The sequence below is a fragment of the Klebsiella sp. CN_Kp075 genome, from assembly GCF_040065055.2.
Classification (GTDB): domain Bacteria; phylum Pseudomonadota; class Gammaproteobacteria; order Enterobacterales; family Enterobacteriaceae; genus Klebsiella; species Klebsiella aerogenes.
Genome location: NZ_CM198050.1, coordinates 327,055 through 349,943, shown reverse-complemented (window position 1 = coordinate 349,943; position 22,889 = coordinate 327,055). Strand labels below are relative to the sequence as shown.

At 57.6% G+C, this 22,889-nt stretch carries 19 protein-coding genes; 3 read left to right on the top strand and 16 right to left on the bottom strand.

From position 1 onward, the window contains the following. Positions 1-3: 3 nt before the first annotated feature. From glgA to ABLV78_RS01575, 10 genes are all read right to left on the bottom strand, one after another. Positions 4-1,437, bottom strand: coding sequence for a glycogen synthase GlgA (gene glgA, locus ABLV78_RS01620; protein WP_045394829.1), 1,434 nt, complete (start codon positions 1,435-1,437; stop codon positions 4-6). Continuing rightward, a complete protein-coding gene (gene glgC / locus ABLV78_RS01615; protein ID WP_015703688.1) occupies positions 1,437-2,732 on the bottom strand; it encodes a glucose-1-phosphate adenylyltransferase in 1,296 nt (431 codons plus the stop codon). Before glgC ends, glgA begins: the two co-directional genes overlap by 1 nt. Positions 2,733-2,800: 68 nt before the next feature. After that, the gene (gene glgX / locus ABLV78_RS01610) at positions 2,801-4,777 is read right to left on the bottom strand and encodes a glycogen debranching protein GlgX (protein WP_047047939.1); all 1,977 of its coding nucleotides are present in this window, start codon (positions 4,775-4,777) and stop codon (positions 2,801-2,803) included. Beyond that, positions 4,777-6,960 carry a 1,4-alpha-glucan branching enzyme gene (gene glgB / locus ABLV78_RS01605; protein ID WP_032706494.1) on the bottom strand — a complete coding sequence of 728 codons (2,184 nt, stop codon included), beginning with the start codon at positions 6,958-6,960 and terminating at the stop codon, positions 4,777-4,779. Before glgB ends, glgX begins: the two co-directional genes overlap by 1 nt. A 238-nt stretch (positions 6,961-7,198) precedes the next feature. Beyond that, on the bottom strand, positions 7,199-8,305 hold the full coding sequence (gene asd / locus ABLV78_RS01600; RefSeq protein ID WP_015369342.1) for an aspartate-semialdehyde dehydrogenase: 1,107 nt from the start codon (positions 8,303-8,305) through the stop codon (positions 7,199-7,201). A 473-nt stretch (positions 8,306-8,778) separates the two neighbouring features. Further along, positions 8,779-10,119 (bottom strand): gluconate transporter, encoded by a 1,341-nt coding sequence (gntU, locus tag ABLV78_RS01595; protein WP_015369340.1) that lies wholly within the window; start codon positions 10,117-10,119, stop codon positions 8,779-8,781. After that, positions 10,119-10,649, bottom strand: coding sequence for a gluconokinase (gene gntK / locus ABLV78_RS01590; RefSeq protein ID WP_015369339.1), 531 nt, complete (start codon positions 10,647-10,649; stop codon positions 10,119-10,121). The genes gntU and gntK overlap by 1 nt, the downstream gene beginning before the upstream one ends. Before the next feature lie 193 nt (positions 10,650-10,842). After that, positions 10,843-11,838 (bottom strand): gluconate operon transcriptional repressor GntR, encoded by a 996-nt coding sequence (gene gntR / locus ABLV78_RS01585; RefSeq protein WP_015369338.1) that lies wholly within the window; start codon positions 11,836-11,838, stop codon positions 10,843-10,845. A 294-nt stretch (positions 11,839-12,132) separates the two neighbouring features. Continuing rightward, positions 12,133-12,828, bottom strand: a complete 696-nt coding sequence (locus ABLV78_RS01580) for a pirin family protein (protein WP_045394827.1) — start codon at positions 12,826-12,828, stop codon at positions 12,133-12,135. Between the two features lie 121 nt (positions 12,829-12,949). After that, complete coding sequence (locus ABLV78_RS01575) at positions 12,950-13,987, bottom strand: oxidoreductase (protein WP_047048059.1); 1,038 nt, start codon at positions 13,985-13,987, stop codon at positions 12,950-12,952. 265 nt (positions 13,988-14,252) lie between these two features. Between ABLV78_RS01575 and ABLV78_RS01570 the strand changes: the two genes are divergently transcribed. Continuing rightward, positions 14,253-14,900, top strand: a complete 648-nt coding sequence (locus tag ABLV78_RS01570; protein WP_047047937.1) for a bactofilin family protein — start codon at positions 14,253-14,255, stop codon at positions 14,898-14,900. Positions 14,901-15,127: 227 nt separating this feature from the next. After that, positions 15,128-15,616: an N-acetyltransferase gene (yhhY, locus tag ABLV78_RS01565; RefSeq protein ID WP_045394825.1), complete on the top strand. Its 489-nt coding sequence runs from the start codon at positions 15,128-15,130 to the stop codon at positions 15,614-15,616. Between the two features lie 86 nt (positions 15,617-15,702). Here yhhY and ggt read toward each other — a convergent pair whose 3' ends face one another. Continuing rightward, on the bottom strand, positions 15,703-17,448 hold the full coding sequence (gene ggt, locus ABLV78_RS01560) for a gamma-glutamyltransferase (RefSeq protein ID WP_047047934.1): 1,746 nt from the start codon (positions 17,446-17,448) through the stop codon (positions 15,703-15,705). Between the two features lie 124 nt (positions 17,449-17,572). On the opposite strand from ggt, the gene ABLV78_RS01555 reads away from it, so the two are divergent. Continuing rightward, positions 17,573-17,893 (top strand): DUF2756 family protein, encoded by a 321-nt coding sequence (locus tag ABLV78_RS01555; protein WP_045375783.1) that lies wholly within the window; start codon positions 17,573-17,575, stop codon positions 17,891-17,893. Positions 17,894-17,916: 23 nt separating this feature from the next. Here ABLV78_RS01555 and ugpQ read toward each other — a convergent pair whose 3' ends face one another. From ugpQ to ugpB, 5 genes are all read right to left on the bottom strand, one after another. Then, positions 17,917-18,657: a glycerophosphodiester phosphodiesterase gene (ugpQ, locus tag ABLV78_RS01550; RefSeq protein ID WP_020077771.1), complete on the bottom strand. Its 741-nt coding sequence runs from the start codon at positions 18,655-18,657 to the stop codon at positions 17,917-17,919. Further along, positions 18,654-19,724: a sn-glycerol-3-phosphate import ATP-binding protein UgpC gene (locus ABLV78_RS01545; protein ID WP_047047932.1), complete on the bottom strand. Its 1,071-nt coding sequence runs from the start codon at positions 19,722-19,724 to the stop codon at positions 18,654-18,656. The genes ugpQ and ABLV78_RS01545 overlap by 4 nt, the downstream gene beginning before the upstream one ends. 1 nt (position 19,725) lies before the next feature. Then, positions 19,726-20,571, bottom strand: a complete 846-nt coding sequence (gene ugpE, locus ABLV78_RS01540) for a sn-glycerol-3-phosphate ABC transporter permease UgpE (RefSeq protein WP_015369329.1) — start codon at positions 20,569-20,571, stop codon at positions 19,726-19,728. Next, a complete protein-coding gene (gene ugpA, locus ABLV78_RS01535; protein WP_015369328.1) occupies positions 20,568-21,455 on the bottom strand; it encodes a sn-glycerol-3-phosphate ABC transporter permease UgpA in 888 nt (295 codons plus the stop codon). The genes ugpE and ugpA overlap by 4 nt, the downstream gene beginning before the upstream one ends. Positions 21,456-21,561: 106 nt before the next feature. Continuing rightward, positions 21,562-22,878: a sn-glycerol-3-phosphate ABC transporter substrate-binding protein UgpB gene (gene ugpB, locus ABLV78_RS01530; RefSeq protein ID WP_047047930.1), complete on the bottom strand. Its 1,317-nt coding sequence runs from the start codon at positions 22,876-22,878 to the stop codon at positions 21,562-21,564. Positions 22,879-22,889: the final 11 nt, after the last annotated feature.

Sequence of the window (22,889 nt, the reverse complement as noted above, 5' to 3'; positions counted from 1 at the left end):
TGGTTACATCAAGCGTTGATAGAGTTCACGATAGGATTTCGCCGCCACCTGCCAGCTAAAGTCCATATTCATCGCCTGACGCTGAACATAGCGCCACAGCGACGGCCGCGACCACAACACAAAGGTGCGCCGGATGGCCCGCAGCAACGACACCGCGTTACTGTCCTCAAAGACAAAGCCGCTGGCGACGCCGTCGGCGAGGTTTTCCAGCGAACAGTCGGCCACGGTATCGGCGAGACCGCCGGTGCGGCGCACCAGCGGCAGAGTGCCGTATTTCAGGCCATACAGCTGAGTCAGGCCGCACGGTTCAAAGCGGCTGGGAACCAGAATCACATCGGCGCCGCCCATGATGCGGTGCGAAAACGCCTCGTGATAGCCAATCTGCACGCCGACCTGGCCCGGATGTTCGGCGGCGGCGGCGAGGAAGCCCTCCTGCAGTACCGGATCGCCGGCGCCGAGCAGCGCCAGTTGCCCGCCCTGCTCCAGCAGGCCCGGCAGCGCCTCCAGCACCAGATCCAGCCCTTTTTGGCTGGTCAGACGGCTCACCACGGCGAACAGCGGCGCTTTGTCATCCACCTTCAGCCCCATGGCGATTTGCAGCTGCCGTTTATTCTCGGCTTTCTCCTCCAGGCAATCGCGGTCATAGCGTGCCGCCAGCAGCAGATCGCTTTGCGGATTCCAGATACCATCATCGACGCCGTTAAGGATACCAGACAAGCGGCCCTCGTGTTGGCGCTGACGTAGCAGCCCTTCCATGCCGTAGGCATATTGCGGTTCGGTGATTTCCCGCGCGTAGGTTGGGCTCACCGCCGTGATATGGTCGGCATAGTACAGACCGGCTTTGAGGAACGAGATCTGGCCGTTAAATTCGAGGCCGTGCATGTTATAGAACGACCACGGCAGCTCTATCTCATTCATATGCCAGGAGTAAAACATCCCCTGGTAGGCGAGATTGTGCACCGTAAACACCGATTTCGCCGGACGCCCACGCGCCGCCAGGTAGGCCGGCGTCAGGCCCGCATGCCAGTCATGGGCATGCACCACCTCCGGGCGCCAGAATGGATCCAGCCCGCAGGCCATTTCGCTACCTACCCAGCCGAGCAGCGCAAAGCGCAGCACGTTGTCGGTATAGGCGTTCATGTTGGCGTCGTGATACGGGCTCCCTGGGCGATCGTAGAGATGCGGCGCGTCGATCAGATAGATACCGACGCCGTTAAAATGGCCGAACAGCAGGGTGATACGCCCGGCAAAGGTATCCCGGCGGGTGACGACCTGCGCGTCGGTAATTCCGCGGCGGATATCCGGATACCCCGGCAGCAGCACGCGGGTATCCACGCCGTCTGCGATCTGCGCCGCCGGCAGCGCGCCGATAACGTCAGCCAGACCGCCGGTTTTTAACAACGGGAACATCTCTGAACATACGTGTAAAACCTGCATTATCGCTCCTGTTTGTGCCCCAGTTTCCGCAGCATGTCGCGCGTAACCAGCACGATCCCTTCTTCTGAACGATAGAAGCGGCTGGCATCTTCTTCCGCATTCTCCCCAATCACCATCCCTTCCGGGATGACGCAGGCGCGATCTATCACGCAGCGGCGCAGGCGGCACGAGCGCCCGACCCAGACATCCGGCAATAAGACTGCCGAATCAATGTTACAAAACGAATTCACCCGCACCCGCGGGAACAGTACCGACTGCACCACTACTGACCCGGAGATAATGCAGCCGCCGGAAACCAGCGAGTTCAGCGTCATGCCGTGACTGCCGGAGCGGTCCTGGACGAACTTCGCCGGCGGCAGCGATTCCATATGGGTACGGATAGGCCAATGCTGGTCGTACATATCGAGCTCCGGCGTCACCGAGGCCAGATCGAGGTTGGCCTTCCAGTAGGCTTCCAGCGTCCCGACATCGCGCCAGTACGGCTCGGCTTGCGGGTCGGACTGCACGCAGGAGAGCGGGAAAGGATGTGCATAAGCCATGCCAGCTTCGGTAATTTTCGGGATGATATCTTTGCCGAAGTCGTGGCTGGAGTTTTCGTCGAGATCGTCGGCGGCCAGCAGTTCATAAAGGTAATCCGCATCAAAGACATAGATGCCCATACTGGCAAGCGAGCGGGTAGCGTCGTTCGGCATCGCCGGCGGGTTGGCCGGTTTCTCGACGAACTCGATGATCTTCTCGCTTTCATCGACCGCCATCACGCCAAAGGCGGATGCTTCTTCGATGGGCACCGGCATACAGGCGACGGTGCAGCGCGCGCCTTTTTCGACATGGTCGATCAGCATGCGCGAGTAGTCTTGTTTGTAGATGTGGTCGCCGGCGAGGATCACCACATATTCGGCTTTATAGCGACGAATAATGTCGAGGTTCTGCGTCACCGCATCGGCCGTACCGCGATACCAGTTTTCACCGTGTACCCGCTGCTGCGCCGGCAGCAGATCGACAAACTCATTCATCTCTTCGCTGAAGAAAGACCAGCCGCGCTGGATATGCTGCACCAGGGTGTGCGACTGATACTGGGTAATCACGCCGATGCGGCGAATACCTGAGTTAAGACAGTTAGATAACGCGAAGTCGATAATACGGAACTTACCGCCAAAGTGGACGGCAGGCTTCGCGCGCTTAATGGTTAAATCCTTAAGCCGGGTACCACGCCCGCCAGCAAGGATCAGCGCCACCGATTTGAGAGGAAGTTGACGCGCCAGCATCAACGGATCGTTCTTTTCAAGCCCAACCATGATTAACTCCTTTTGATTCCCCTGCTTCACGGCCCATTCATCATGAACGCGCCGAAAACCCCCAGGGACTATGACCTTTGAAATACGCAAACTCCGTGCGCGGGCCCATGCCAGACAGCCATGATGACCGGATTATCCTCTCCGGCGAATGGAGGAACGGCGCGCCACTCCCCCGCGGGTAAAACCATATCCGCCACCTCAGCGGTGGCATTCAGCGCGATCAGCCAGCGATCGGATAACAGGATTTGCAGCCGCGCGGCGCCATGCTGCCACTCGTCGGCGTTTAACGGTTCTCCGCGCTGATTGAGCCAGCTCACATTGCCGTCATGCTCCTGCCACCACTGATTACGGGTTAACGCCGGAATGCGCCGACGCAGGTGGATAAGCGCGGCGACAAACGCGGTTAACCCGTGATTTGCCCGCCGCCAGTCCAGCCAGGTCAAAGCATTGTCCTGACAGTACGCATTATTGTTGCCATGCTGGCTATGGCCATGCTCATCGCCCGCCAGCAGCATCGGCGTTCCTTGCGACAGCAGCAGCGTGGTCAAGAGCGCATGTACGCTATCGCGCCGCCGCTCAATCACGGCAAGATTGGCTTCTAATCCCTCTATACCATGATTGTTGCTGTAGTTATTGTTAGTCCCATCGCGATTCTCTTCGCCGTTCGCCTGATTGTGTTTCTGATTGAAACAAACACAATCACGTAGGGTGAATCCATCATGCGCCGTGATCAGATTGATCGTCGCCGCAGGCCGTTTGCCATCGCGGGCAAAGAGATCGCTGGAGGCGGCGAAGCGCTGGGCGAAGTCACCCAACGATACGTTTTGTTGCAGCCAGAAACGGCGCGCGGTATCGCGAAAATGGTCGTTCCATTCGGCAAACAGCGGCGGGAAGTTCCCCACCTGATAACCGCCCTGGCCAATATCCCAGGGTTCGGCAATCAGCTTGATCGCCGACAATACCGGGTCGCGGCGAATGGCTTCAAACAGCGGCGCGTCCTGACGAAATTCGGGCGTGCGCCCCATCACCGACGCCAGGTCGAAGCGAAAACCGTCAACGTGGCACTCATCAACCCAAAAGCGCAGGCACTGCAGGGCATACTCCACCACGCCGGGATGACTGAGGTTGAGCGTGTTACCGCAGCCGGTCCAGTTGTGATAATCGCCGTCGTCCCTGATCCAATAATAGCTGCGGTTATCGATACCGCGCAGGGAGATGGTCGGCCCTTCAAGATCGATTTCCGCGCTATGGTTCAGCACGATATCGAGGATCACCTCGATGCCCGCCGCGTGCAGCGCTTTCACCGCATCGCGGAACTCATCGAGCGCCCGCTGCGGCTGGCTGGCGTAGCGCGGCTCCAGCGCAAACAGCGCCAGCGGGTTATAGCCCCAGTAGTTGCTCAGCCCCATCCGCTGCAGGCGAGGTTCGCTGGCAAACTGCGCCACCGGCATCAGCTCCAGCGCGGTAATCCCCAGGCGGCGGAAATAGTCGATCATCAGCGGGTGGCCCAGCGCCTGATAGGTGCCGCGGATGGCCTCCGGTAGCTCCGGATGCAGCCAGGTCAACCCTTTGACGTGGGCTTCATAAATGACCGTTTCGCCCCACGGCGTGCGCGGCGGTTTATCACCGAGCCAGTCGTAATGCAGATCGACCACCTGCGACTTTGGCGCAATGGCTGCGCTATCGCGGGCATCCGGTTCATGCATACCGCCATGCAGACGCTCGTCGTCCAGCAGTTCGCCCGCCACCTGATGCGCACAAGGGTCGAGCAGCAGCTTAGCCGGATTGAAGCGATGCCCCTGCGCCGGATCCCACGGCCCGTGCACCCGATAACCGTAGCGTAGCCCCGGACGCGCATCGGCCAGCCAGCCGTGCCAGATGTCGCCGCTGCGCGCCGGTAGGTCGTAGCGCCGCTCGTTGCCCTGCTGGTCGAACACGCAGAGCTCCACCCGCTCAGCGTGGGCGGAAAACAGGGTGAAGTTCACCCCTTTGCCGTCATAGCTGGCGCCCAAAGGCGTCGGTTTTCCCGCGGCAAGCGTCGTCATCAGGCCTCCCGTACCAGCCAGATGGTCGCCAGCGGCGGCAGGGTAATCGACAACGAATGCTGACGACCGTGACTGGCGACAGACTCGCTCTCAACCACTCCGCCATTTCCGGCGTTACTACCGTGGTAATGCATCGAGTCGGTATTCAGCTCCTCGCGCCAGCGTCCCGGCTGGTTGATGCCGAAACGGTAGTTGTGCCGCGGCACCGGCGTGAAGTTGCTGGCGACGATGATTTCATTACCGGCTTTATCGCGGCGCACAAAGATAAATACCGAACGCTCATGATCGTCGACCACCAGCCATTCGAAGCCGTAGGGATCGAAATCGAGCTCGTGCAGCGCTTTATGGTGGCGGTAGGTATGGTTCAGGTCGCGCACCAGCCGCTGGACGCCGTGGTGCCAGTTGTCGCCGCCCTCCAGCAGATGCCAGTCGAGACTGGCGTCGTGGTTCCACTCGCGGCCCTGGGCAAACTCGTTGCCCATAAACAGCAGCTTTTTGCCCGGGAAGGCGAACAGCCAGCCGTAATAGGCGCGCAGGTTGGCAAAGCGCTGCCATGCGTCGCCCGGCATGCGGTCGAGAATCGATTTTTTGCCGTGCACCACTTCATCGTGGGAGAGCGGCAGCACGAAGTTCTCGGTGTAGTTGTAGAGCATGCCGAAGGTCATTTTGTCGTGATGGTAGCGACGATGGACTGGATCGAGCTTCATATAGTCCAGCGTGTCGTGCATCCAGCCGAGATTCCATTTGAACCAGAAGCCGAGGCCGCCGTCGGCGGGCGGACGCGTCACGCCGGCAAAATCGGTGGACTCTTCCGCCATCGTTACCGCGCCTGGCGTCTGCTCGCCGAGAATACGGTTGGTGTTACGCAGAAACTCGATCGCTTCGAGATTTTCCCGCCCGCCGTATTCGTTGGGGATCCACTCGCCCGCTTTACGGCTATAGTCGCGGTAGATCATCGACGCCACCGCGTCGACGCGCAGCGCGTCAATGCCGAAGCGCTCGATCCAGTACAGCGCGTTACCTACCAGGTAATTGCTGACTTCGCGGCGGCCGTAGTTATAGATAAGCGTATTCCAGTCCTGGTGGTAACCTTCGCGCGGATCGCTGTGTTCATACAGCGAGGTGCCGTCAAATGAGGCCAGCGCAAAGTCATCCGCCGGGAAATGACCCGGAACCCAATCGAGGATCACGTTAAGGCCCGCGGCGTGGGCGGCATCGATGAAATAGCGGAAATCTTCACGGGTACCGAAGCGGCGTGTCGGCGCATAGAGGCCGGTCGGCTGGTAGCCCCAGCTGCCGTCGAACGGGTGTTCGTTTACCGGGAGCAGTTCAAGATGGGTGAAGCCCATCCATTTTGCGTAAGGCACCAGTTGGTCCGCCAGTTCGCGGTAGCTTAGCCAGAAGTTATTGTCGGTATGGCGGCGCCAGGACCCGAGGTGCACTTCATAGATAGAGATCGGCGCATCAAACTGGTTCGCGGCTTTGCGCGCCGCCGGCTGCTCGACTTTGGGCGGCAAATCGCAGATAAGCGACGCGCTTTCCGGGCGCATCTGCGACTCGAAGGCGTAAGGATCGGCTTTGACCCGTAGATTGCCATGAGCGTCGATCAGCTCGAATTTATACAGCTGGCCATTAAGCGCGCCGGGAATGAAGAGTTCCCAGATACCGGACTCTTTGCGCAGGCGCATCGGATGGCGTCGGCCATCCCAGTAGTTAAATTGCCCCACCACCGAGACCCGGCGGGCGTTTGGCGCCCAGACCGAAAAGCGCGTACCGGTGACGCCATCCATGGTGTCGGCGTGCGCGCCCAGAGTTTCGTAAGGGCGCAGGTGCGTCCCCTCGGACAACAGCCAGGCATCAACATCCTGCAGCAGCGGGCCGAAACGGTAAGGGTCGTCAATCAGGTTTTGCTGTCCGTGCCAGGTGACGGCCAGCTGGTAGCGAAAAGCGTTTTTACGCCGCGGCAGGAGGCCGCTAAAGAATCCGCGCGAGTCGAGGCATTCGAGTTTGCCGACTTTACGCCCGGTTTTCGGTTCAATAACCCACACTTCGGTGGCATCTGGTAATAATGCGCGAACTTCCAGCCCCGCCTCGGTGCGGTGCATGCCAAGCACGGAAAAGGGATCCGCGAAATGACCTGCAATAAGCGCATTAATCACGTCTCTATCGATTCGATTCGACATGCTTTCATCCTGTTGTAAGTGTCGCCCTTTCCTGTACCCGGCGACTTTTTTTGACCTGAACGGCGCAGCACCAACGTGCATCCTCCTGCTCCGTCCCACCTTCAGGTAAGGAACTCCTTACTTAAAGCATAGCCAAGGCTGCGTTACCTCCGTGGGGAAAAATCCAACATCCGCGTTTACTCCTTGTATTACGCAAAAAAAAGGGGTGTATCCACACCCCTTATCGTTTGTCCTGCGTTTACGCCAGCTGTCGTAGCATGCGGCGCAACGGTTCGGCGGCGCCCCACAGCAGCTGGTCGCCGACGGTAAAGGCCGACAGGTACTCAGGACCCATGTTCAGTTTACGCAGGCGCCCTACCGGGGTGGTCAGGGTGCCGGTCACCGCGGCTGGGGTCAGCTCGCGCATGGTGATGTCGCGATCGTTTGGCACCACTTTGGCCCACGGGTTATGCGCGGCCAGCAGTTCCTCAACGGTCGGGATAGAAACATCTTTCTTCAGCTTGATGGTAAACGCCTGGCTGTGGCAGCGCAGCGCGCCGACGCGCACGCACAGACCATCGACCGGGATCGGCGACGCGGTGGCGAGAATTTTGTTTGTCTCCGCCTGGCCTTTCCACTCTTCGCGGCTCTGGCCGTTATCAAGCTGTTTGTCGATCCATGGGATCAGGCTGCCCGCTAGCGGCACGCCAAAGTTATCGACCGGCAGATCGCCGCTGCGGGTCAGCGACGTCACTTTGCGCTCGATATCGAGAATCGCGGACGCCGGGTTCGCCAGCTCGCTCGCCACGTGGCCATGCAGCTGGCCCATCTGGCTCAGCAGTTCGCGCATATGGCGCGCGCCGCCGCCGGAAGCCGCCTGGTAGGTCGCCACGCTGACCCACTCCACCAGGTCATGGGCAAACAGGCCGCCGAGGGACATCAGCATCAGGCTCACCGTACAGTTACCGCCGACGAAGGTTTTAATGCCGTTATTCAGGCCAGCGGTAATCACATCCTGGTTAACCGGGTCGAGAATAATGATCGCATCGTCTTTCATGCGCAGCGAAGACGCCGCGTCAATCCAGTACCCCTGCCAGCCGCTTTCGCGCAGCTTCGGGTAAATCTCGTTGGTGTAATCGCCGCCCTGGCAGGTAACAATAATGTCCAGCGCCTTCAGCGCTTCCAGATCGAATGCATCCTGAAGCGTCCCCCCGGTACTGCCGCCGAATGACGGCGCGGGCTGACCCAGCTGAGATGTGGAGAAGAAAACAGGGCGAATGGCGTCGAAATCACGCTCTTCCACCATGCGTTGCATGAGAACAGAGCCGACCATTCCACGCCAACCGATAAAACCAACATTTTTCATAACGTATTCCTGCGAGGTGTGTGCTGTTAGTGCCAGGCCAGTTTCCAACTGGGATGTCCTTCACATTACAAAATGCAGCTAAAGTCGCAAGTGAAATTAATCAATGATTGCGCGCCAATCAGAAAAGCAACTTATCCCGCACTCCGCCTACCGTCGCTGGTAGTCATAAAAAGCGTAAAGATTATCGGGCAAATAACCCGCGTAATGGAATATTTTCCGTCGCTATTTTATTGATCCTGATTATGGATTCAGCGCGAAAAATATCGCTTTCACGCTTGCGAAAAAAACGGACAAAGCCTTGTGCCGCAAGGCCTGACGAGCAATACCATCATTGTCGTAGAGCTGATATTCACGGCAAAAGGAAGTGGAAAAGAGGGGAAAAAAGCGTGTTACCGAGGAGAATCCAGGGTAAGCGGTATTACCCTGATTTTTCCCCCGGATACCGTGGTGGTGTCCGGGGAAATTATTTTTACTTAGCTCAGCAGCTGGAAAGCAATCATCCCGACAATGGCGCCGGTGGTGCCAAGGATGGTTTCCATCATCGTCCAGGTTTTCAGCGTCTGCGCTTCGCTGGCGCCGGTGAACTTACCGAACAGCCAGAAGCCGGCATCGTTTACGTGACTTACCACAATCGAACCACCCGCGATACAGATGGAGAGAGCCGCCATTTGCGCGCCGCTGTAGTTCAGTTGCTCAATGACCGGCATCACCAGGCCGACCGCCGTCAGGCACGCCACGGTCGCGGATCCCTGAATAATACGCACGGCAGCCGCCAGCACGAAGCAGGTAATCGCAATCGGCAGACCCAGGCCAGTCAGCGCTTCGCCGAGCGCCGGGCCGACGCCGGAGTCCACCAGCACCTGCTTGAAGACGCCGCCTGCGCCAATCACCAGCAGAATAATCCCCGCCGGCTGCAGCGCCGCGCCGCAGATCTCCATCACGCGATCTTTCGCCATCCCCTGACGTACCGCCAGGCCGTAAATCGCTACCAGGCAGGCAACCAGAATCGCGGTGAATGGGTGGCCGATAAACTCGAACCATTCATAGGCGGTGGATCCCACCGGCACAAAGCGCGCGGCGATGGTTTTCAGGCCGACCAGCACCAGCGGCAGCAGGATCAGCGAGAGGCTAAAGCCGAAGGACGGCATTTTACCTTCGCCGAGATGCGGTTCGCTGATATCGTCAGGAATATGCAGCTCAACGTAGCGGCTGATGAAGTTGCCCCATAGCGGACCGGCAATAATCATCCCCGGAATAGCGGCGCAGAGGCCAATCAGAATCATCCAGCCGAAATCGGCGTGCATCTGCGAAGCCAGCAGCATCGGCGCAGGCCCCGGCAGCAGGAATGCCGCGGCGGCGGCTACGCCGGCGAACAGCGGGATCACCAGCTTCACAAGGTTAGTGCCGGTATGGCGCGCCATGGAAAACGCGACGCTAATCAGCAGCACGATCGCCACTTCAAAGAACAACGGCAGCGCGCAGATAAGGCCGGCAAGACCAATCGCATAGTGCGCGCGGTTATGGCCGAAGGACTTCAGCATTTTCACCGCAATCTGGTCGACCGCGCCGGTTTCATGCAAAATTTTACCGAACATCGCGCCCAGCGCGACGACTATCGCCAGGAAGCCCAGCGTGCCGCCCATCCCTTTTTCCATCGTCGCCGCGATTTTATCCAGCGGCATACCGGAAAAGAGACCTGCGCCAATAGAAACCACCATCAAAGCCACGAAGGCGTGCATACGCGCCTTCATGACTAAAAACAGCAGCAGCAATACCGAGCCGACTGCTGTCAAAACAAGCGTTAAAGTACTCACTAGTTACTGCCTTTGTTAATCACCTCAATGGTGCTGGCGACCACGCCTTCCAGTGACTGGTCGATATCGACGATAAGCACATCGCTTTCGTCGGCGCCTGGTTCCTGCAGTGTTTCAAACTGCGTCACCAACATTTGGGTTTTGAAGAAGTGCCCTTTACGCGCCTTCAGACGGCTTTCAATCACGTCGAAGTCGCCTTTCAGGTAGATAAAGGAGAGGTTCGGGTTGCCTTTGCGCAGAATGTCGCGGTAGCTTTTTTTCAGCGCCGAGCAGACGATCAGCGAAACTTTGTTGGTACGCTGCATGGCAAATGCCGCGTCATTCAACGCCTGCAGCCACGGGGTACGGTCATCGTCGTTCAGCGGCTCGCCGGAAGCCATCTTGGTGATGTTGCTGCGCGGATGCAGAAAATCGCCATCGAGAAACGCGGCTTTCAGTTGATGCGCCACTTCGCTGGCGACGGCGGATTTACCACTGCCGGAAACGCCCATCAGGACATAGACGTGGTGATCATGGTTAGTCGTGCTCAAAGCGTCCTCCCACTGGACTGGTACGCCGCGCCGGGGCTGACTGATACAGCGCGAAAGCGGCGTACTGGTTAATGATTACGGGCGAGTGTTACGGGTAACTGTTATCGGTAACATTGTCATGCCGGACCCTGGGAGAAGCAATAACCATTCGTGCCAGATGTGAATATGTGTGATCTACTTCAAACTTGTCGGTTTAAATAGATCCACCCGGTGACAATGTGAAACCTAAATCTAACATCTTAGGGGTAATCGTCTCACCGCGGATGCGCGCCAGCAGACGCTCGGCGCCGATGCGCCCCATGCGCTCACGTGGGGTCAGTACGCTGGCAAGACGCGGCTCCATCACCTGACCGATATCGTGACCGTGGAAACCGGCTATCGCCATGTCGTCCGGAATTTTCAGGCCCAGACGCTGACACTCGAACGCCGCGCCGACCGCGAGGTCATCGTTGGTACAGAAGATGCCGTCGAGCTGCGGATATTCGCGACGCGCCTGACGCATCAGCTCAATCCCCGACGAGTAGGAAGAAGATTGCTCCACCATCACGCTATAGGGCGTCATGCCGGCATCAAGCATCGCCTGCTCGTACCCCTTCTGTTTGATGATAGTACGTTCATCCAGACGCGCGCCGAGATAAGCAACGTGGCGGTGGCCGCGGGCGATAATCGCCGCCGTCATCTGCCGCGCCGCTTCGAAGTTATCGAAACCGACGGCAATGTCGAGGCACGGCGACTGGCTGTCCATCAGTTCAACCACCGGGATCCCGGCCACTTCAATCATTTTCAACGTGCGCGGCGTGTGGGTACGTTCGGTGAGGATCAGGCCGTCAATGTTCCAGGAGAGCATCGATTCGAGACGCTTCTCTTCCATCTCCGGCTTATAGCCGTAGTGCGCCAGCATGGTTTGATAACCGAAGGCGTCGGTGACGCTTTCGATGCCGCGCAGCACTTCCGAGAAGACCTGGTTGGTTAACGAGGGCAGCAGCACGCCGATGGCGCGGCTGGTGGCGTTGGAGAGAATATCAGGAGCGCGATTGGGAATATAACCCAGCTCATCGAGTGCAACGGCAATCTTGCCACGCAGGGCCTCAGAAACCTGTTCCGGGTTACGTAAATAGCGACTGACCGTCATTTTGGTCACGCCGACAAGATCGGCTACATCCTGAAGTACGGGTCTTTTCTTTTTCATCGTCCTGACTGTGATCGGCTGGGAAACATTTTCTCAGTTTATCACGGACAAAGCGCAACCTTCCCGGAGAAAAAAGGGCCAAAAGATTTATTTAGAGTTAATACGCAAAATCATTCAAGTTGCATTAAGGCGGCAACGCACGACAAATTCGCAGTAACGAATTTGAACAGCCAAAGGCTGCCTTCGGTGAGGGACAGGGATGTCCCTCATTTAATCCCCGGAAGCGTACAAAGGGTACGCGACCGGGGTGAGTGAGGAGAGCCAACAAAAATGCGGCTTGAAGGATGACGCGTATCAAACCGGCGGCAGATCGAACAGCAATATTTCGCTATCGCTGTCGGCGTGAACCGAAATCGCCTGCTCGTCCCAAATCGCCAGACCATCGCTGGTGGTGGCTTTGGTGCCGTTAATCGTCACTTCGCCTTTCACTACCTGGATCCACACGCGACGTTCCGCGGCAATCTGGTGAACCGACTGCTCATCTTTCAGCAGCGCCCAGCGATACAGCTCCATATCCTGGTACACTTTCAGCGAACCCTCGCGCGCATCTGGCGACAGCACCAGCTGTTTGCCCTGCGCGGCATCAAAGCGGCGCTGCTCGTAGCGCGGCGTAATGCCGGTTTCTTCTGGAATAATCCAGATCTGATACAAACGCAGGCGGTCGGTGCTGCTCGGGTTGTACTCAGAGTGACGCACGCCGGTACCCGCGCTCATGATCTGGAACTCGCCGGCCGGAACCTGCTCTTTGTTACCCATGCTGTCCTGGTGCTCAACCGCCCCTTCCAGCACATAAGTCAGGATTTCCATGTCTTTGTGCGGGTGGGTGCCAAACCCCTGGCCGGCGTCGATTACGTCATCGTTAATCACGCGCAGCGCGGAGAAACCCATAAAGTTCGGGTCGTAGTAGTTGGCGAAAGAGAAAGTATGCCAGGAATCCAGCCAGCCATGGTTAGCGTGGCCACGTTCGTTAGCTTTGCGTAAGTAGATCATGTTGCACCCCCGTATGTTTTCGATGGAGTAAGTGTGGACCCATTCCGCCGGCGATCATAGAGGGTGAAAATTGACTCCTCTGTTCAAAAAATATGAACAAGCGCCGAGGAGCCAGAGTTTCTTATTTCGCGAGGGTAATGGTGGCCGGAGAAGGCTGTTCAAAGCCGCGCTGCAGAATCTCCATATTGGTGAGAACTTCAGATTCCTTGACGTAATTCGGCTGGCCGTTAACGAGGGTGTCATACAGCGCGTCATACACTCGTCCGTAGTCGCCGGTTTCCAGCGGCACCTCTTCACGTACCGCCACGCCCGCCTCGTTGATGTAGACCAGTTGCCCCACGCTGTCATCGGCGCCGAACCCCGCATCGCCCGGCATAATGTTGGCCTTCAGGCTGGTCTCCTGCTGGTCAATACCGTATTTCACAAACGAGCCTTTATGCCCATGAACGATAAATTTCGGGTAGTCAATCTGCACCAGGTGGCTGGTTTTGACGATCGCTTTCAGGTCGCCATAAAACAGTTGAGCTTCAAACGTGTCATCGGGATTGGCTTTATTACGAAGTGAGCGCAGATCGTAGGCAACATGATCCGGGCGACCAAACAGCGAAATGATCTGATCCATGGTATGTACGCCGAGACCGTAGAAATCGCCGCTTTGCGGTCCCCCCTGGATGGTTTCCGCCACCGGTCGGTAGTTATCAAAATGACTTTCAATTTCCACCAGTTCGCCGAGCTTCCCGCTTTCAATCACCTTTTTGGTGGTCAGGAAACAGGAATCGAAGCGGCGGTTCTGGTAAGGCGTCACCGTCAACCCTTTGCTTTTCGCCAGCGCGAACAGGGTCTTCGCCTCTGCAAGCGTCGGGGTGAAGGGTTTTTCAACCAGTACGTTTTTCCCGGCTTCCAGCGCCCGCTTCGCGTATTCGAAGTGGCTATCAGCATGGGTGCAGACCACTACCAGTTTGACCTGCGGGTCATTCAGCACTTCATCGAGGTCGCTGGTGAAGTGGATATGGGAATACGCCGGCGCCTGTTCTTCCGGCCTGGCGCTGCGGCGATAAATATGCGCGACGTGCCAGCGGTCTTTGCGATGCAGGACGTAAGGAAGATGGTAGCGGGTCGTGCTTTTACCAAAGCCAATAAATGCGCAGTGCAGAATCATAACGCTGTCCTTAGTTGATGTGCTGCCTTTAACCATAGCGCAAGCAGGCGGCTCACTTCATCCTCCTTTTCCTCTGAGCAGGAAAATTCACCGGCAAAATATTTCGGTTATCACTCATACGTAATTTTTAATAAGAGATTGATTAATAAGTCATTAAAACGCTATTTTTCAACAGAAAGTCTTGATTCCAATGACGAAACTGCGGATAAGTGAAGGGCAAAACCAGGACGTTGCTAAAGACTAACGGAGTAGCCAGCCGCTGCTGATGGAAAAAAAGTATCTCGCCATAAACTGCGCCATTTTTTTCTGGCTTCTCGCCCTGATCGCCTGGTTTAGCGATGAGACCGCGCTGGCGCGCCTGGCGGCCGCCTGTACCCTCTTCGCTTTCCTTACTCATACCCAACGGGAAAAAATTAACGCTATGTTTATGAAGAAAAATAAAACCGAAGCGCAGGCTGCTGAAGTCGCTGCGCCAACCGTGGCGGCAGCAGAACCGGAAACGGCAAGCGTCAAAAAACAGGAAACCACCGTGATCGCCAGCGGGGTGCATTTTGTCGGCAATATCGTCGCCTGCGGTCATGTCTATATCCATGGCCAGGTCACCGGCAACATTGAGGCCAAAGAACATCTGATTAAGGTGATGCGCGAGGGTCACGTGGAGGGCAATATCAGCTGCCGGGAGCTGATCGTCGACGGCAAGGTACACGGCCAGTGCCGTGGCGATAGCATCGCTATTGAGGAACATGGCAACCTCGACGGCACCCTTGCCTATCGCACGCTGGCGATTAAAAAGGGAGGCCTGTTTACCGGCAGCGCGGAGGTATTGGCCACCGTGGAGAGCAAAAATAAAAACAATATCGTCGGCCTGATCGCAGAAGAAGCGGTGAAATCCGCCAAATCGCAACACGCCTGAATTGACGCAAAAAAAAAGCCAGCACCCGGCTGGCTAAAGTAATACTGGAAGCAATGTGAGCAATGTCGTGCTTTCAGGCTTTCCGCACGGGTCCCCCTGAATGCAGGACAATAATAATCATTCTCATTCGCACTTGTCTACGTTTTTTTTGCAAATAATGCGTGTTGACTCAAACGCCGTAGTCAGTGATGTTTAATGGGACTTTTCACCTGAATGAGGAACAAGGAATGAGTGACATCGTGATACGCCATGCTGAACCGAAAGATGTTGACGCGATTCGTCAAATTCACGCCCAGCCGGAGGTGTATCACAACACGCTACAGGTTCCTCATCCATCCGAGCATATGTGGCGGGAGCGGCTAACCGATACTCCCGGCGTGAAGCAGCTGGTGGCCTGTATCGATGGGCAAGTCGTCGGCCATTTAAGCATTGCCGTCGTCCAACGCCCCCGCCGTAGCCACGTCGCCGATTTTGGTATCAGCGTAGATTCACGTTGGCATAACCGAGGCGTCGCCAGCGCGCTGATGCGCACCATGATTGATATGTGCGACAACTGGCTGCGGGTCGATCGCATCGAACTCACCGTCTTTGCCGATAACGCCCCGGCGGTCGCTGTGTATAAGAAGTACGGCTTTGAGATCGAAGGCACCGCCAAGGGTTACGCATTGCGCAACGGCGAGTATGTGGATGCGTATTATATGGCGAGAATGAAGTAGCGTGTTGCCGGGTGGCGGCTTCGCCTTACCCGGCCTACGTTCGCACAATTGTAGGCCCGGTAAGCGCAGCGCCACCGGGCAACACCTTAATACCCCGCGGTCAAATCACCGGGCGAACGCGGATCGGAAGCGCCATACAGCGTACCATCCGGCCCCACCATAATGCTCTGGGTACTGCCCATCGCCTCTTTCAGCGCGACTTTCTGCCCTTTCGCTTCCAGCAATTTCACGGTATCCGGGCTAAAACCTTTCTCCACCCGCAGCTCGTCCGGCAGCCACTGGTGGTGGAAGCGCGGCGCGTTGGTGGCTTCCGCGACGTTCATCCCGAAATCAATGGTGTTGACCACCATTTGCAGCACGGTGGTAATAATACGGCTACCGCCCGGGCTACCGGTCACCAGCCAGGTTTTCCCGTCTTTCACCACAATCGTCGGCGACATCGACGACAGAGGGCGCTTTTTCGGCCCTACCGCATTGGCGTCGCCGCCAACTAAACCATAAACGTTAGGCACGCCGGGCTTCGCCGAGAAATCATCCATCTGGTTGTTGAGTATAATTCCGGAGTCGCCGGCCACGATGCCGGTGCCAAAGGTGGTATTCAACGTATAGGTGACCGCCACCGCATTGCCGTCTTTATCGACCACCGAGAAGTGGGTGGTCTGGTTGCTTTCATACGGCGCCAGCTTGCCCGGACGGATCTGGCTGGAAGGCTTTGCCTTGTTCACGTCAATCTCGGCGGCTATCGCTTTGGCGTAAGCCTTGCTGGTCAACGCCTGCCACGGCACTTTGACGAAGTCAGGATCGCCGAGATATTCCGAACGGTCGGCATAGGCGTGTTTCTCCGCTTCCGCCATTACCTGCATGGCGTCGGCGCTGCCAAAGCCATATTTCTGCATATCGAAGTTTTCGAGGATATTGAGGATCTGCACGATGTGGATCCCGCCGGAGGACGGCGGCGGCATGGAGTAGACCTCATAGCCGCGATATTCACCGCTAATCGGCGTACGCTCCACGGCCTTGTAGTTGGCGAGGTCGGCTTTGGTGATAAGCCCGCCGTGTTTTTTCATCTCGCCGGCAATCTGGTCGGCGATAGCCCCTTTATAGAAGGCGTCCGGGCCGTGCTCGGCAATCAGCTCCAGGCTTTTCCCCAGATTCTTTTGCACCAGCCGGTCGCCTTTTTTCAGCGACTCGCCGTTCTTCCAGAAAATCGCTTTGCTGTTTTCATGCTGCGGGATCACTTCGCTACCGTAGGTTTTTAGATCGTCAGCCAGCGCATCATTAACGATAAACCCCTCTTCCGCCAGCTTAATTGCCGGGCGGATCACTTTGTTTAGCGGCATGGTGCCGTATTTTTCCAGCGCGAGGGAGAAGCCCGCGACGCTGCCTGGCGTGCCGGAAGCGAGATGCGAAGTCAGCGATTTTTTACTGTCAGGATTGCCATGTTCATCGAGGAACATATCGCGGGTGGCCTGTTCCGGGGCCATCTCGCGGAAATCGATCGCCGTGGTTTTACCGTCTTTAGTTCGCAGCATCATAAACCCGCCGCCGCCGATATTACCGGCCTGCGGATGCGTCACCGCCAGCGCATAGCCAACGGCAACCGCTGCATCGACGGCGTTGCCGCCCTGACGCAGAATATCTACGCCGACGCGGGTCGCCAGCGCATCCACCGAGGCCACCATCCCCTGCTGGGCGCGCACCGGGTGAAACACATCTTCCTCAACGCCATACGAGACCGGCGGCGGGGGCGGCGGATTGGCGGCGACGGTAAAGCTGCCCCCCGCCAGTAACGCTGCGATGACCACCTGACGCCATATTGTTGTTTTTATCATTGTCTTACTCCTGAAAGGTAGGTTTTATCTCCCGGCTTAAGCCTGGTTGATAACTCCTAAAAAATCATTGTTATGGCGAATTCGAGGTACACTTAAGTGATCCCACGCACGGGAGGAGAAAACAATGAAAGCGATTTTATTCCTGGCGGCGCTGATGCCGCTCGGCGTTTTAGCACAGCCGATCAACATCGATAACAACCCTAACCAGCCGGGTTATGTGGTGCCCAGCCAGCAGCGTATGCAAAATGAGATGAAGGTGCAGCAACAGCAGCAGCAAAGCATGCTGAAGCAGAATCTGAACAACCAGACCCGCACGCAGCAGCAGCATTTGCAAAATCAGCTGCAGACCAATCAGCAGCGCGCGGCGCAGGGCGGCAATCTCAATTCGCAGCCGCAGGTACTGCCGAACAACAACGGCGGAATGCTGCGGCAGACTAACCCGTAAAGATCGTCCGCCGCAAATCAGTCTTAAGGCTGGAAATTCGGCCCGATGACGTCAATAGCATCGGTGCAGATGCAATCTACGCCCCAGCGCAGCAGCTCGGCGGCGCGCTGGGGTTTATTGACCGTATACACCAGAATATGCAGGCCGGCCTGTTTCAGGCTAGCCACCCGCGCCGCATCCAGCAGCTTGTGATTGAGATGAATTGACACGCAGCCCAGCCGGGCGGTCAATTCGCGCCAGTCATCGCGCCACTCATCCAGCAGCAGCCCGCGCGGCAGCTCGGGCGCGGCTTCCTGCGCCGCTTCCAGCGCATCAATTTCAAAGGATGAGAGTAGCGGCGCGGTCATATCGGCCCACAGATCGCGCGCGGCCAGCGCCACCACTTTTCCGGTCTGCGGCCCCTGCCCGGTCGTCGGCTTAATTTCGATATTCGCCATCATGCCGTGACGGCGGCAGCGCTCCGCCACCTGGGAGAGCAGCGGCAGCGGTTCGCCCTTAAACTCGCGGCTGTACCAGCTGCCGGCATCGACCTTCAGCAGATCGTCCCACGCCAGCTCGCCCGCCACGCCCCAGCCATTGCTCGTGCGTTCGAGATTATCGTCATGCAGCAGAAAGATCTGCCCGTCCTTCGACAGCTTGGCGTCAAATTCAATCATCGTGTGCCCGTAGCGGGCGCCGACGTCGATAGCCGCCAGGGTGTTCTCCGGCGCCAGTTTACCGCCGCCGCGATGGGCGACGATGCGGGGATAAGGCCAGTTACTCATGCGCGTTGTCCTGTTTCACCATCAAAGAGGTGCAGATGTTCCAATGGCAGATGCAGCCATAGCGTACTGCCGCCCGCCGGGCGCTGCTGATGCGGCAATCTGACCACCAGCTTCTGCTCGCCCCAGCGCCCGTGGGCGAGGTTATCGGCACCTAAAATTTCCAGCGTATCTATCAGCAGCGGGATGCCGCCTTGCGCCTGCGAGCTTAAAATAAAATGCTCCGGGCGAATACCGAGAGTCATTTTACGCCCGGCGTAGCGCCGATGCTCGTGATTCATCGGCAGCTGTATACCGCCTCCCAGCTCAAAGCGGCCGCCGTCATCGCTCACCCGCCCCTCCAGTAGATTCATGGCCGGGCTGCCGATAAAGCTCGCCACAAAGCGGCTGGCTGGCTTTTCATACACCTCAACCGGCGTGCCAATCTGCTCGGCAATGCCTTTATTCATCACCATCACCCGCTGGGCGAGGGTCATCGCTTCGACCTGATCGTGGGTGACATACAGCGAAGTCGTTTTCAGGCGCCGATGCAGCTGCTGCAGTTCCAGACGCATCTGCACGCGCAGCTTGGCGTCGAGGTTTGACAACGGTTCGTCGAACAGGAATACCGCCGGGTCACGCACGATAGCGCGGCCCATCGCCACGCGCTGGCGCTGACCGCCGGACAGTTCCCGCGGGCGGCGCTTGAGCAGGCCATCCAGCTCAAGAATACGCGCCGCCTCCTGCACGCGCTCGGCGATCAATCCCTTACCCATGCCGCGAATCTTCAGCCCCCACGCCATGTTCTCTTCCACGCTCATATGCGGATAAAGCGCATAGTTCTGGAACACCATCGCGATGCCGCGATCCTTCGGCTCCATCTCGGTCACCCGTTTACGGTCAATCCAGATATCGCCGCTGGTCACCCGTTCAAGTCCGGCGACCATCCGCAGCAGCGTTGATTTCCCGCAGCCTGACGGGCCGACCATGACGATAAATTCTCCGTCCGCCACGTCCAGCGTCAGCGGTTGAATTACCTGGGTTTTGCCATCCCAGCTTTTGCTTACTGCCTGTAGTTTTAAACCAGCCATTTTATTTCTCACTATCGACCAGGCCGCGCACAAACGCGCGCTGCATGGCTAAAACGATGACGACCGGCGGGATCAGGGTCAGCAGCATCGCCGCCATCACCTGATTCCACTGGGTAGTACCTTCGCCGGTGGCGATCATGCCTTTAATACCGGCGACGGCGGTGCCAAGATTCACATCCTGAATAATCAGCAACGGCCACAGATACTGGTTCCAGCCGTAGATAAAGGTGATAACGAACAGCGCGGCGAGGTTGGTTTTCGACAGCGGCAGCACGATGTCGCGGAAGAAGCGCATCGGCGAAGCGCCATCGATACGCGCCGCTTCAATCAGCTCGTCCGGCAGGGTCATAAAGAACTGGCGGAACAAGAAGGTGGCGGTAGCCGAAGCCATTAACGGCAGCGTTAATCCAGCATAGCTGTCGAGCATTTTGAGGTTGGCGATCACTTCCACCGTCGGAAAAATACGCACCTCGACCGGCAGCATCAGGGTGATAAAGATCATCCAGAAGAACAGGTTACGCAGCGGAAAGCGGAACCACACGATGGCGAACGCCGAAAGCATCGACACCACGATTTTGCCGACCGTAATGGCGAACGCCATGATGAAGCTGTTGAGCATCATCAGCCAGAACGGCGCGCTGTTGACGCCGACGCCGTTCACCCAGATGGTCTTCATGTTCTCCAGCAGATGTCCGCCGGGGATCAGCGTCATCGGCGTTTCAAATACCGATTTGTTATCCAGCGTCGCCGCCACGAAGGCGACGTACAGCGGGAATAAAATGACGGCAATGCCCAGAATCAGCATCGTGTGGCTGAAAATCGTCAGCCCGCGACGGTTCTCAATCATTGGTAACGCACCTTACTTTCAACGTAACGGAACTGCACCACCGTCAGGATAATGACGAGGAACATCAGCACCACCGACTGCGCGGCGGAAGCGGAAAGATCGAGCCCGGCGAAACCTTCGCGATAAATTTTGTAGATTAGGGTGGTGGTCGCCTGTACCGGGCCGCCGGCGGTGGCGGCATCGATCACCGGGAAGGTGTCGAAGAAGGCGTAAACCAGGTTGACCACCAGCAGGAAGAAGCTCACCGGCGCAATCAGAGGCAGCGCCAGCTTGAAGAAGCGGCGAATCGGCCCGGCGCCGTCGATGGCGGCGGCCTCAACCAGCGAACGCGGGATCGACTGCAGCGCGGCGAAGAAGAACAGGAAGTTGTAGCTTATCTGCTTCCAGACCGAGGCGAAGACCACCAGGAACATCGCCTGGCCGCTGTTTTGCGCGTGGTTCCAGTCGTAACCCAATTCGCCAAGGAAATGCGTGATCAGCCCGCGTCCGGGATTGAAGAGGAAGATCCACAGCACCGCCGCGACAGCGGGGGCCACGGCATACGGCAGCAGCATCAGCGTTTGATAAAAGCGGCTGCCGCGCACCACATAGTCGACCAGCGCGGCAAAAAACAGCGAAATAAGCAGGCCGCTGACGGTTACCAGGGTGCTGAATTTTATGGTCGTCCAGAACGAGTCCAGATAGTACGGGTCGTGGAACAGCGTGACGAAGTTATCCAGGCCGACAAACTGGCTGGAAAGGCCAAACGGATCGACGCTCTGCAGCGAGTACCACAGCGCTTCGCCCGCGGGCCAGATAAAGAAAATCAGCGTGATAATCAGCTGCGGCGCGACCAGCACATAGGGCAGCCAGCGCGAGCGGAATACCGGACGGGATGATGACATTGAGATTTGGTTCCTGAACAATGCCGGGTGGCGGCTACGCCTTACCCGGCCTACATAGGGCACATCGTAGGCCCGGTAAGCGCAGCGCCACCGGGCAAGTTACAGATTACGATTTGGTGGCTTGCTCGAAACGGCGCAGCAGTTGATTCCCGCGCTGAACGGCGGAGTCCAGCGCCTGTTGCGGGGTTTTCTTGCCGGTCCACACGCTCTCCAGCTCTTCATCGACGATGGTGCGAATTTGCGGCATGTTGCCCAGGCGCAGGCCTTTGGTGAACGGCAACGGCGGCTTATTCAGCATCTGGCGGGTGGCGATATCAGCGCCCGGGTTCTTATCATAGAAGCCCTGCTGGCGCGTCAGATCGTAGGCCGCGGTGATAATCGGCAGATAGCCGGTTTTCTGGTGCCACTCGGCGGCGTTTTCCGGTTTGGTCAGGAAGTCGAGGAACTTCGCCACGCCGGTGTAGGTCTCTTTGTCCTTGCCCTGCATCACCCACAGGCTGGCCCCGCCGATAATGGCGTTCTGCGGCGCGCCTTTCACATCGGCGTCGTAAGGCATCATGCCGACGCCGTAGTTGAATTTCGCGTACTGACGAATATCCGCCAGCGAGCCGGATGACGCGGTAGTGATCGCGCAGTCGCCGTTATAGAACTTCTCGGTGGATTCATCCTTACGCCCGAAATAGCTGAAATCGCCCTTCTTGTTCATCTCTTCGAGCAGGGCGATATGTTTCACCTGCTCCGGCTTGTTGAACTCAAGCACCGCATCGGTGCCGTCAAAACCGTTATTTTTCGTGGCGACCGGCAGGCCGTGCCAGGCGCTGAAGTTTTCAATCTGGATCCAGCCCTGCCAGCCGCTGGCGTAGCCGCACTTCATCCCGGACGCTTTCAGCTTCGCGGTGTAGGCCGCCAGATCCTGCCAGGTTTTCGGCGGCTGCTCAGGGTCTAAGCCCGCTTTCTTGAAGGCGTCTTTGTTGTAGTACAGCACCGGCGTGGAGCTGTTAAACGGCTGGGAGAGCAGATGGCCGGTTTTTGAATCGGTGTAATAACCGGACACCGTCGGCACGAACTGCGATTCATCGAACTTAATACCCGCATCGCTAAAGACCTGGTATACCGGCTTAATGGCTTTTGACGCCATCATGGTGGCGGTACCAACTTCATACACCTGCAGAATCGCCGGCGCGTTGCCGGTACGGAAGGCAGCGATACCGGCGCTCAGGCTCTGTTCGTAGTTGCCTTTGTACACCGGAACAATTTTGTAATCAGGATTGGCCGCGTTGAAACGTTGCGCCAGAGAATCAACTTCTTTACCCAGCTCCCCCTCCATTGAATGCCAGAAAGGGATGGTGGTTACTGCCAGTGCCTGACCAGCAAATGCCAGGCTCAGCGCCAGTCCTAAAGCTGTATGTCGTAACGATATCATCGGTTATCTCT

Excerpts from the sequence above, each read along its gene's own strand:
- glgA (WP_045394829.1), bottom strand. The coding sequence starts at position 1,437 with ATGCAGGTTTTACACGTATGTTCAGAGATGTTCCCGTTGTTAAAAACC.
- glgC (WP_015703688.1), bottom strand. The coding sequence starts at position 2,732 with ATGGTTGGGCTTGAAAAGAACGATCCGTTGATGCTGGCGCGTCAACTT.
- glgX (WP_047047939.1), bottom strand. The coding sequence starts at position 4,777 with ATGACGACGCTTGCCGCGGGAAAACCGACGCCTTTGGGCGCCAGCTAT.
- glgB (WP_032706494.1), bottom strand. The coding sequence starts at position 6,960 with ATGTCGAATCGAATCGATAGAGACGTGATTAATGCGCTTATTGCAGGT.
- asd (WP_015369342.1), bottom strand. The coding sequence starts at position 8,305 with ATGAAAAATGTTGGTTTTATCGGTTGGCGTGGAATGGTCGGCTCTGTT.
- gntR (WP_015369338.1), bottom strand. The coding sequence starts at position 11,838 with ATGAAAAAGAAAAGACCCGTACTTCAGGATGTAGCCGATCTTGTCGGC.
- ABLV78_RS01580 (WP_045394827.1), bottom strand. The coding sequence starts at position 12,828 with ATGATCTACTTACGCAAAGCTAACGAACGTGGCCACGCTAACCATGGC.
- ABLV78_RS01575 (WP_047048059.1), bottom strand. The coding sequence starts at position 13,987 with ATGATTCTGCACTGCGCATTTATTGGCTTTGGTAAAAGCACGACCCGC.
- ABLV78_RS01570 (WP_047047937.1), top strand. The coding sequence starts at position 14,253 with ATGGAAAAAAAGTATCTCGCCATAAACTGCGCCATTTTTTTCTGGCTT.
- yhhY (WP_045394825.1), top strand. The coding sequence starts at position 15,128 with ATGAGTGACATCGTGATACGCCATGCTGAACCGAAAGATGTTGACGCG.
- ggt (WP_047047934.1), bottom strand. The coding sequence starts at position 17,448 with ATGATAAAAACAACAATATGGCGTCAGGTGGTCATCGCAGCGTTACTG.
- ABLV78_RS01555 (WP_045375783.1), top strand. The coding sequence starts at position 17,573 with ATGAAAGCGATTTTATTCCTGGCGGCGCTGATGCCGCTCGGCGTTTTA.
- ugpQ (WP_020077771.1), bottom strand. The coding sequence starts at position 18,657 with ATGAGTAACTGGCCTTATCCCCGCATCGTCGCCCATCGCGGCGGCGGT.
- ABLV78_RS01545 (WP_047047932.1), bottom strand. The coding sequence starts at position 19,724 with ATGGCTGGTTTAAAACTACAGGCAGTAAGCAAAAGCTGGGATGGCAAA.
- ugpE (WP_015369329.1), bottom strand. The coding sequence starts at position 20,571 with ATGATTGAGAACCGTCGCGGGCTGACGATTTTCAGCCACACGATGCTG.
- ugpA (WP_015369328.1), bottom strand. The coding sequence starts at position 21,455 with ATGTCATCATCCCGTCCGGTATTCCGCTCGCGCTGGCTGCCCTATGTG.
- ugpB (WP_047047930.1), bottom strand. The coding sequence starts at position 22,878 with ATGATATCGTTACGACATACAGCTTTAGGACTGGCGCTGAGCCTGGCA.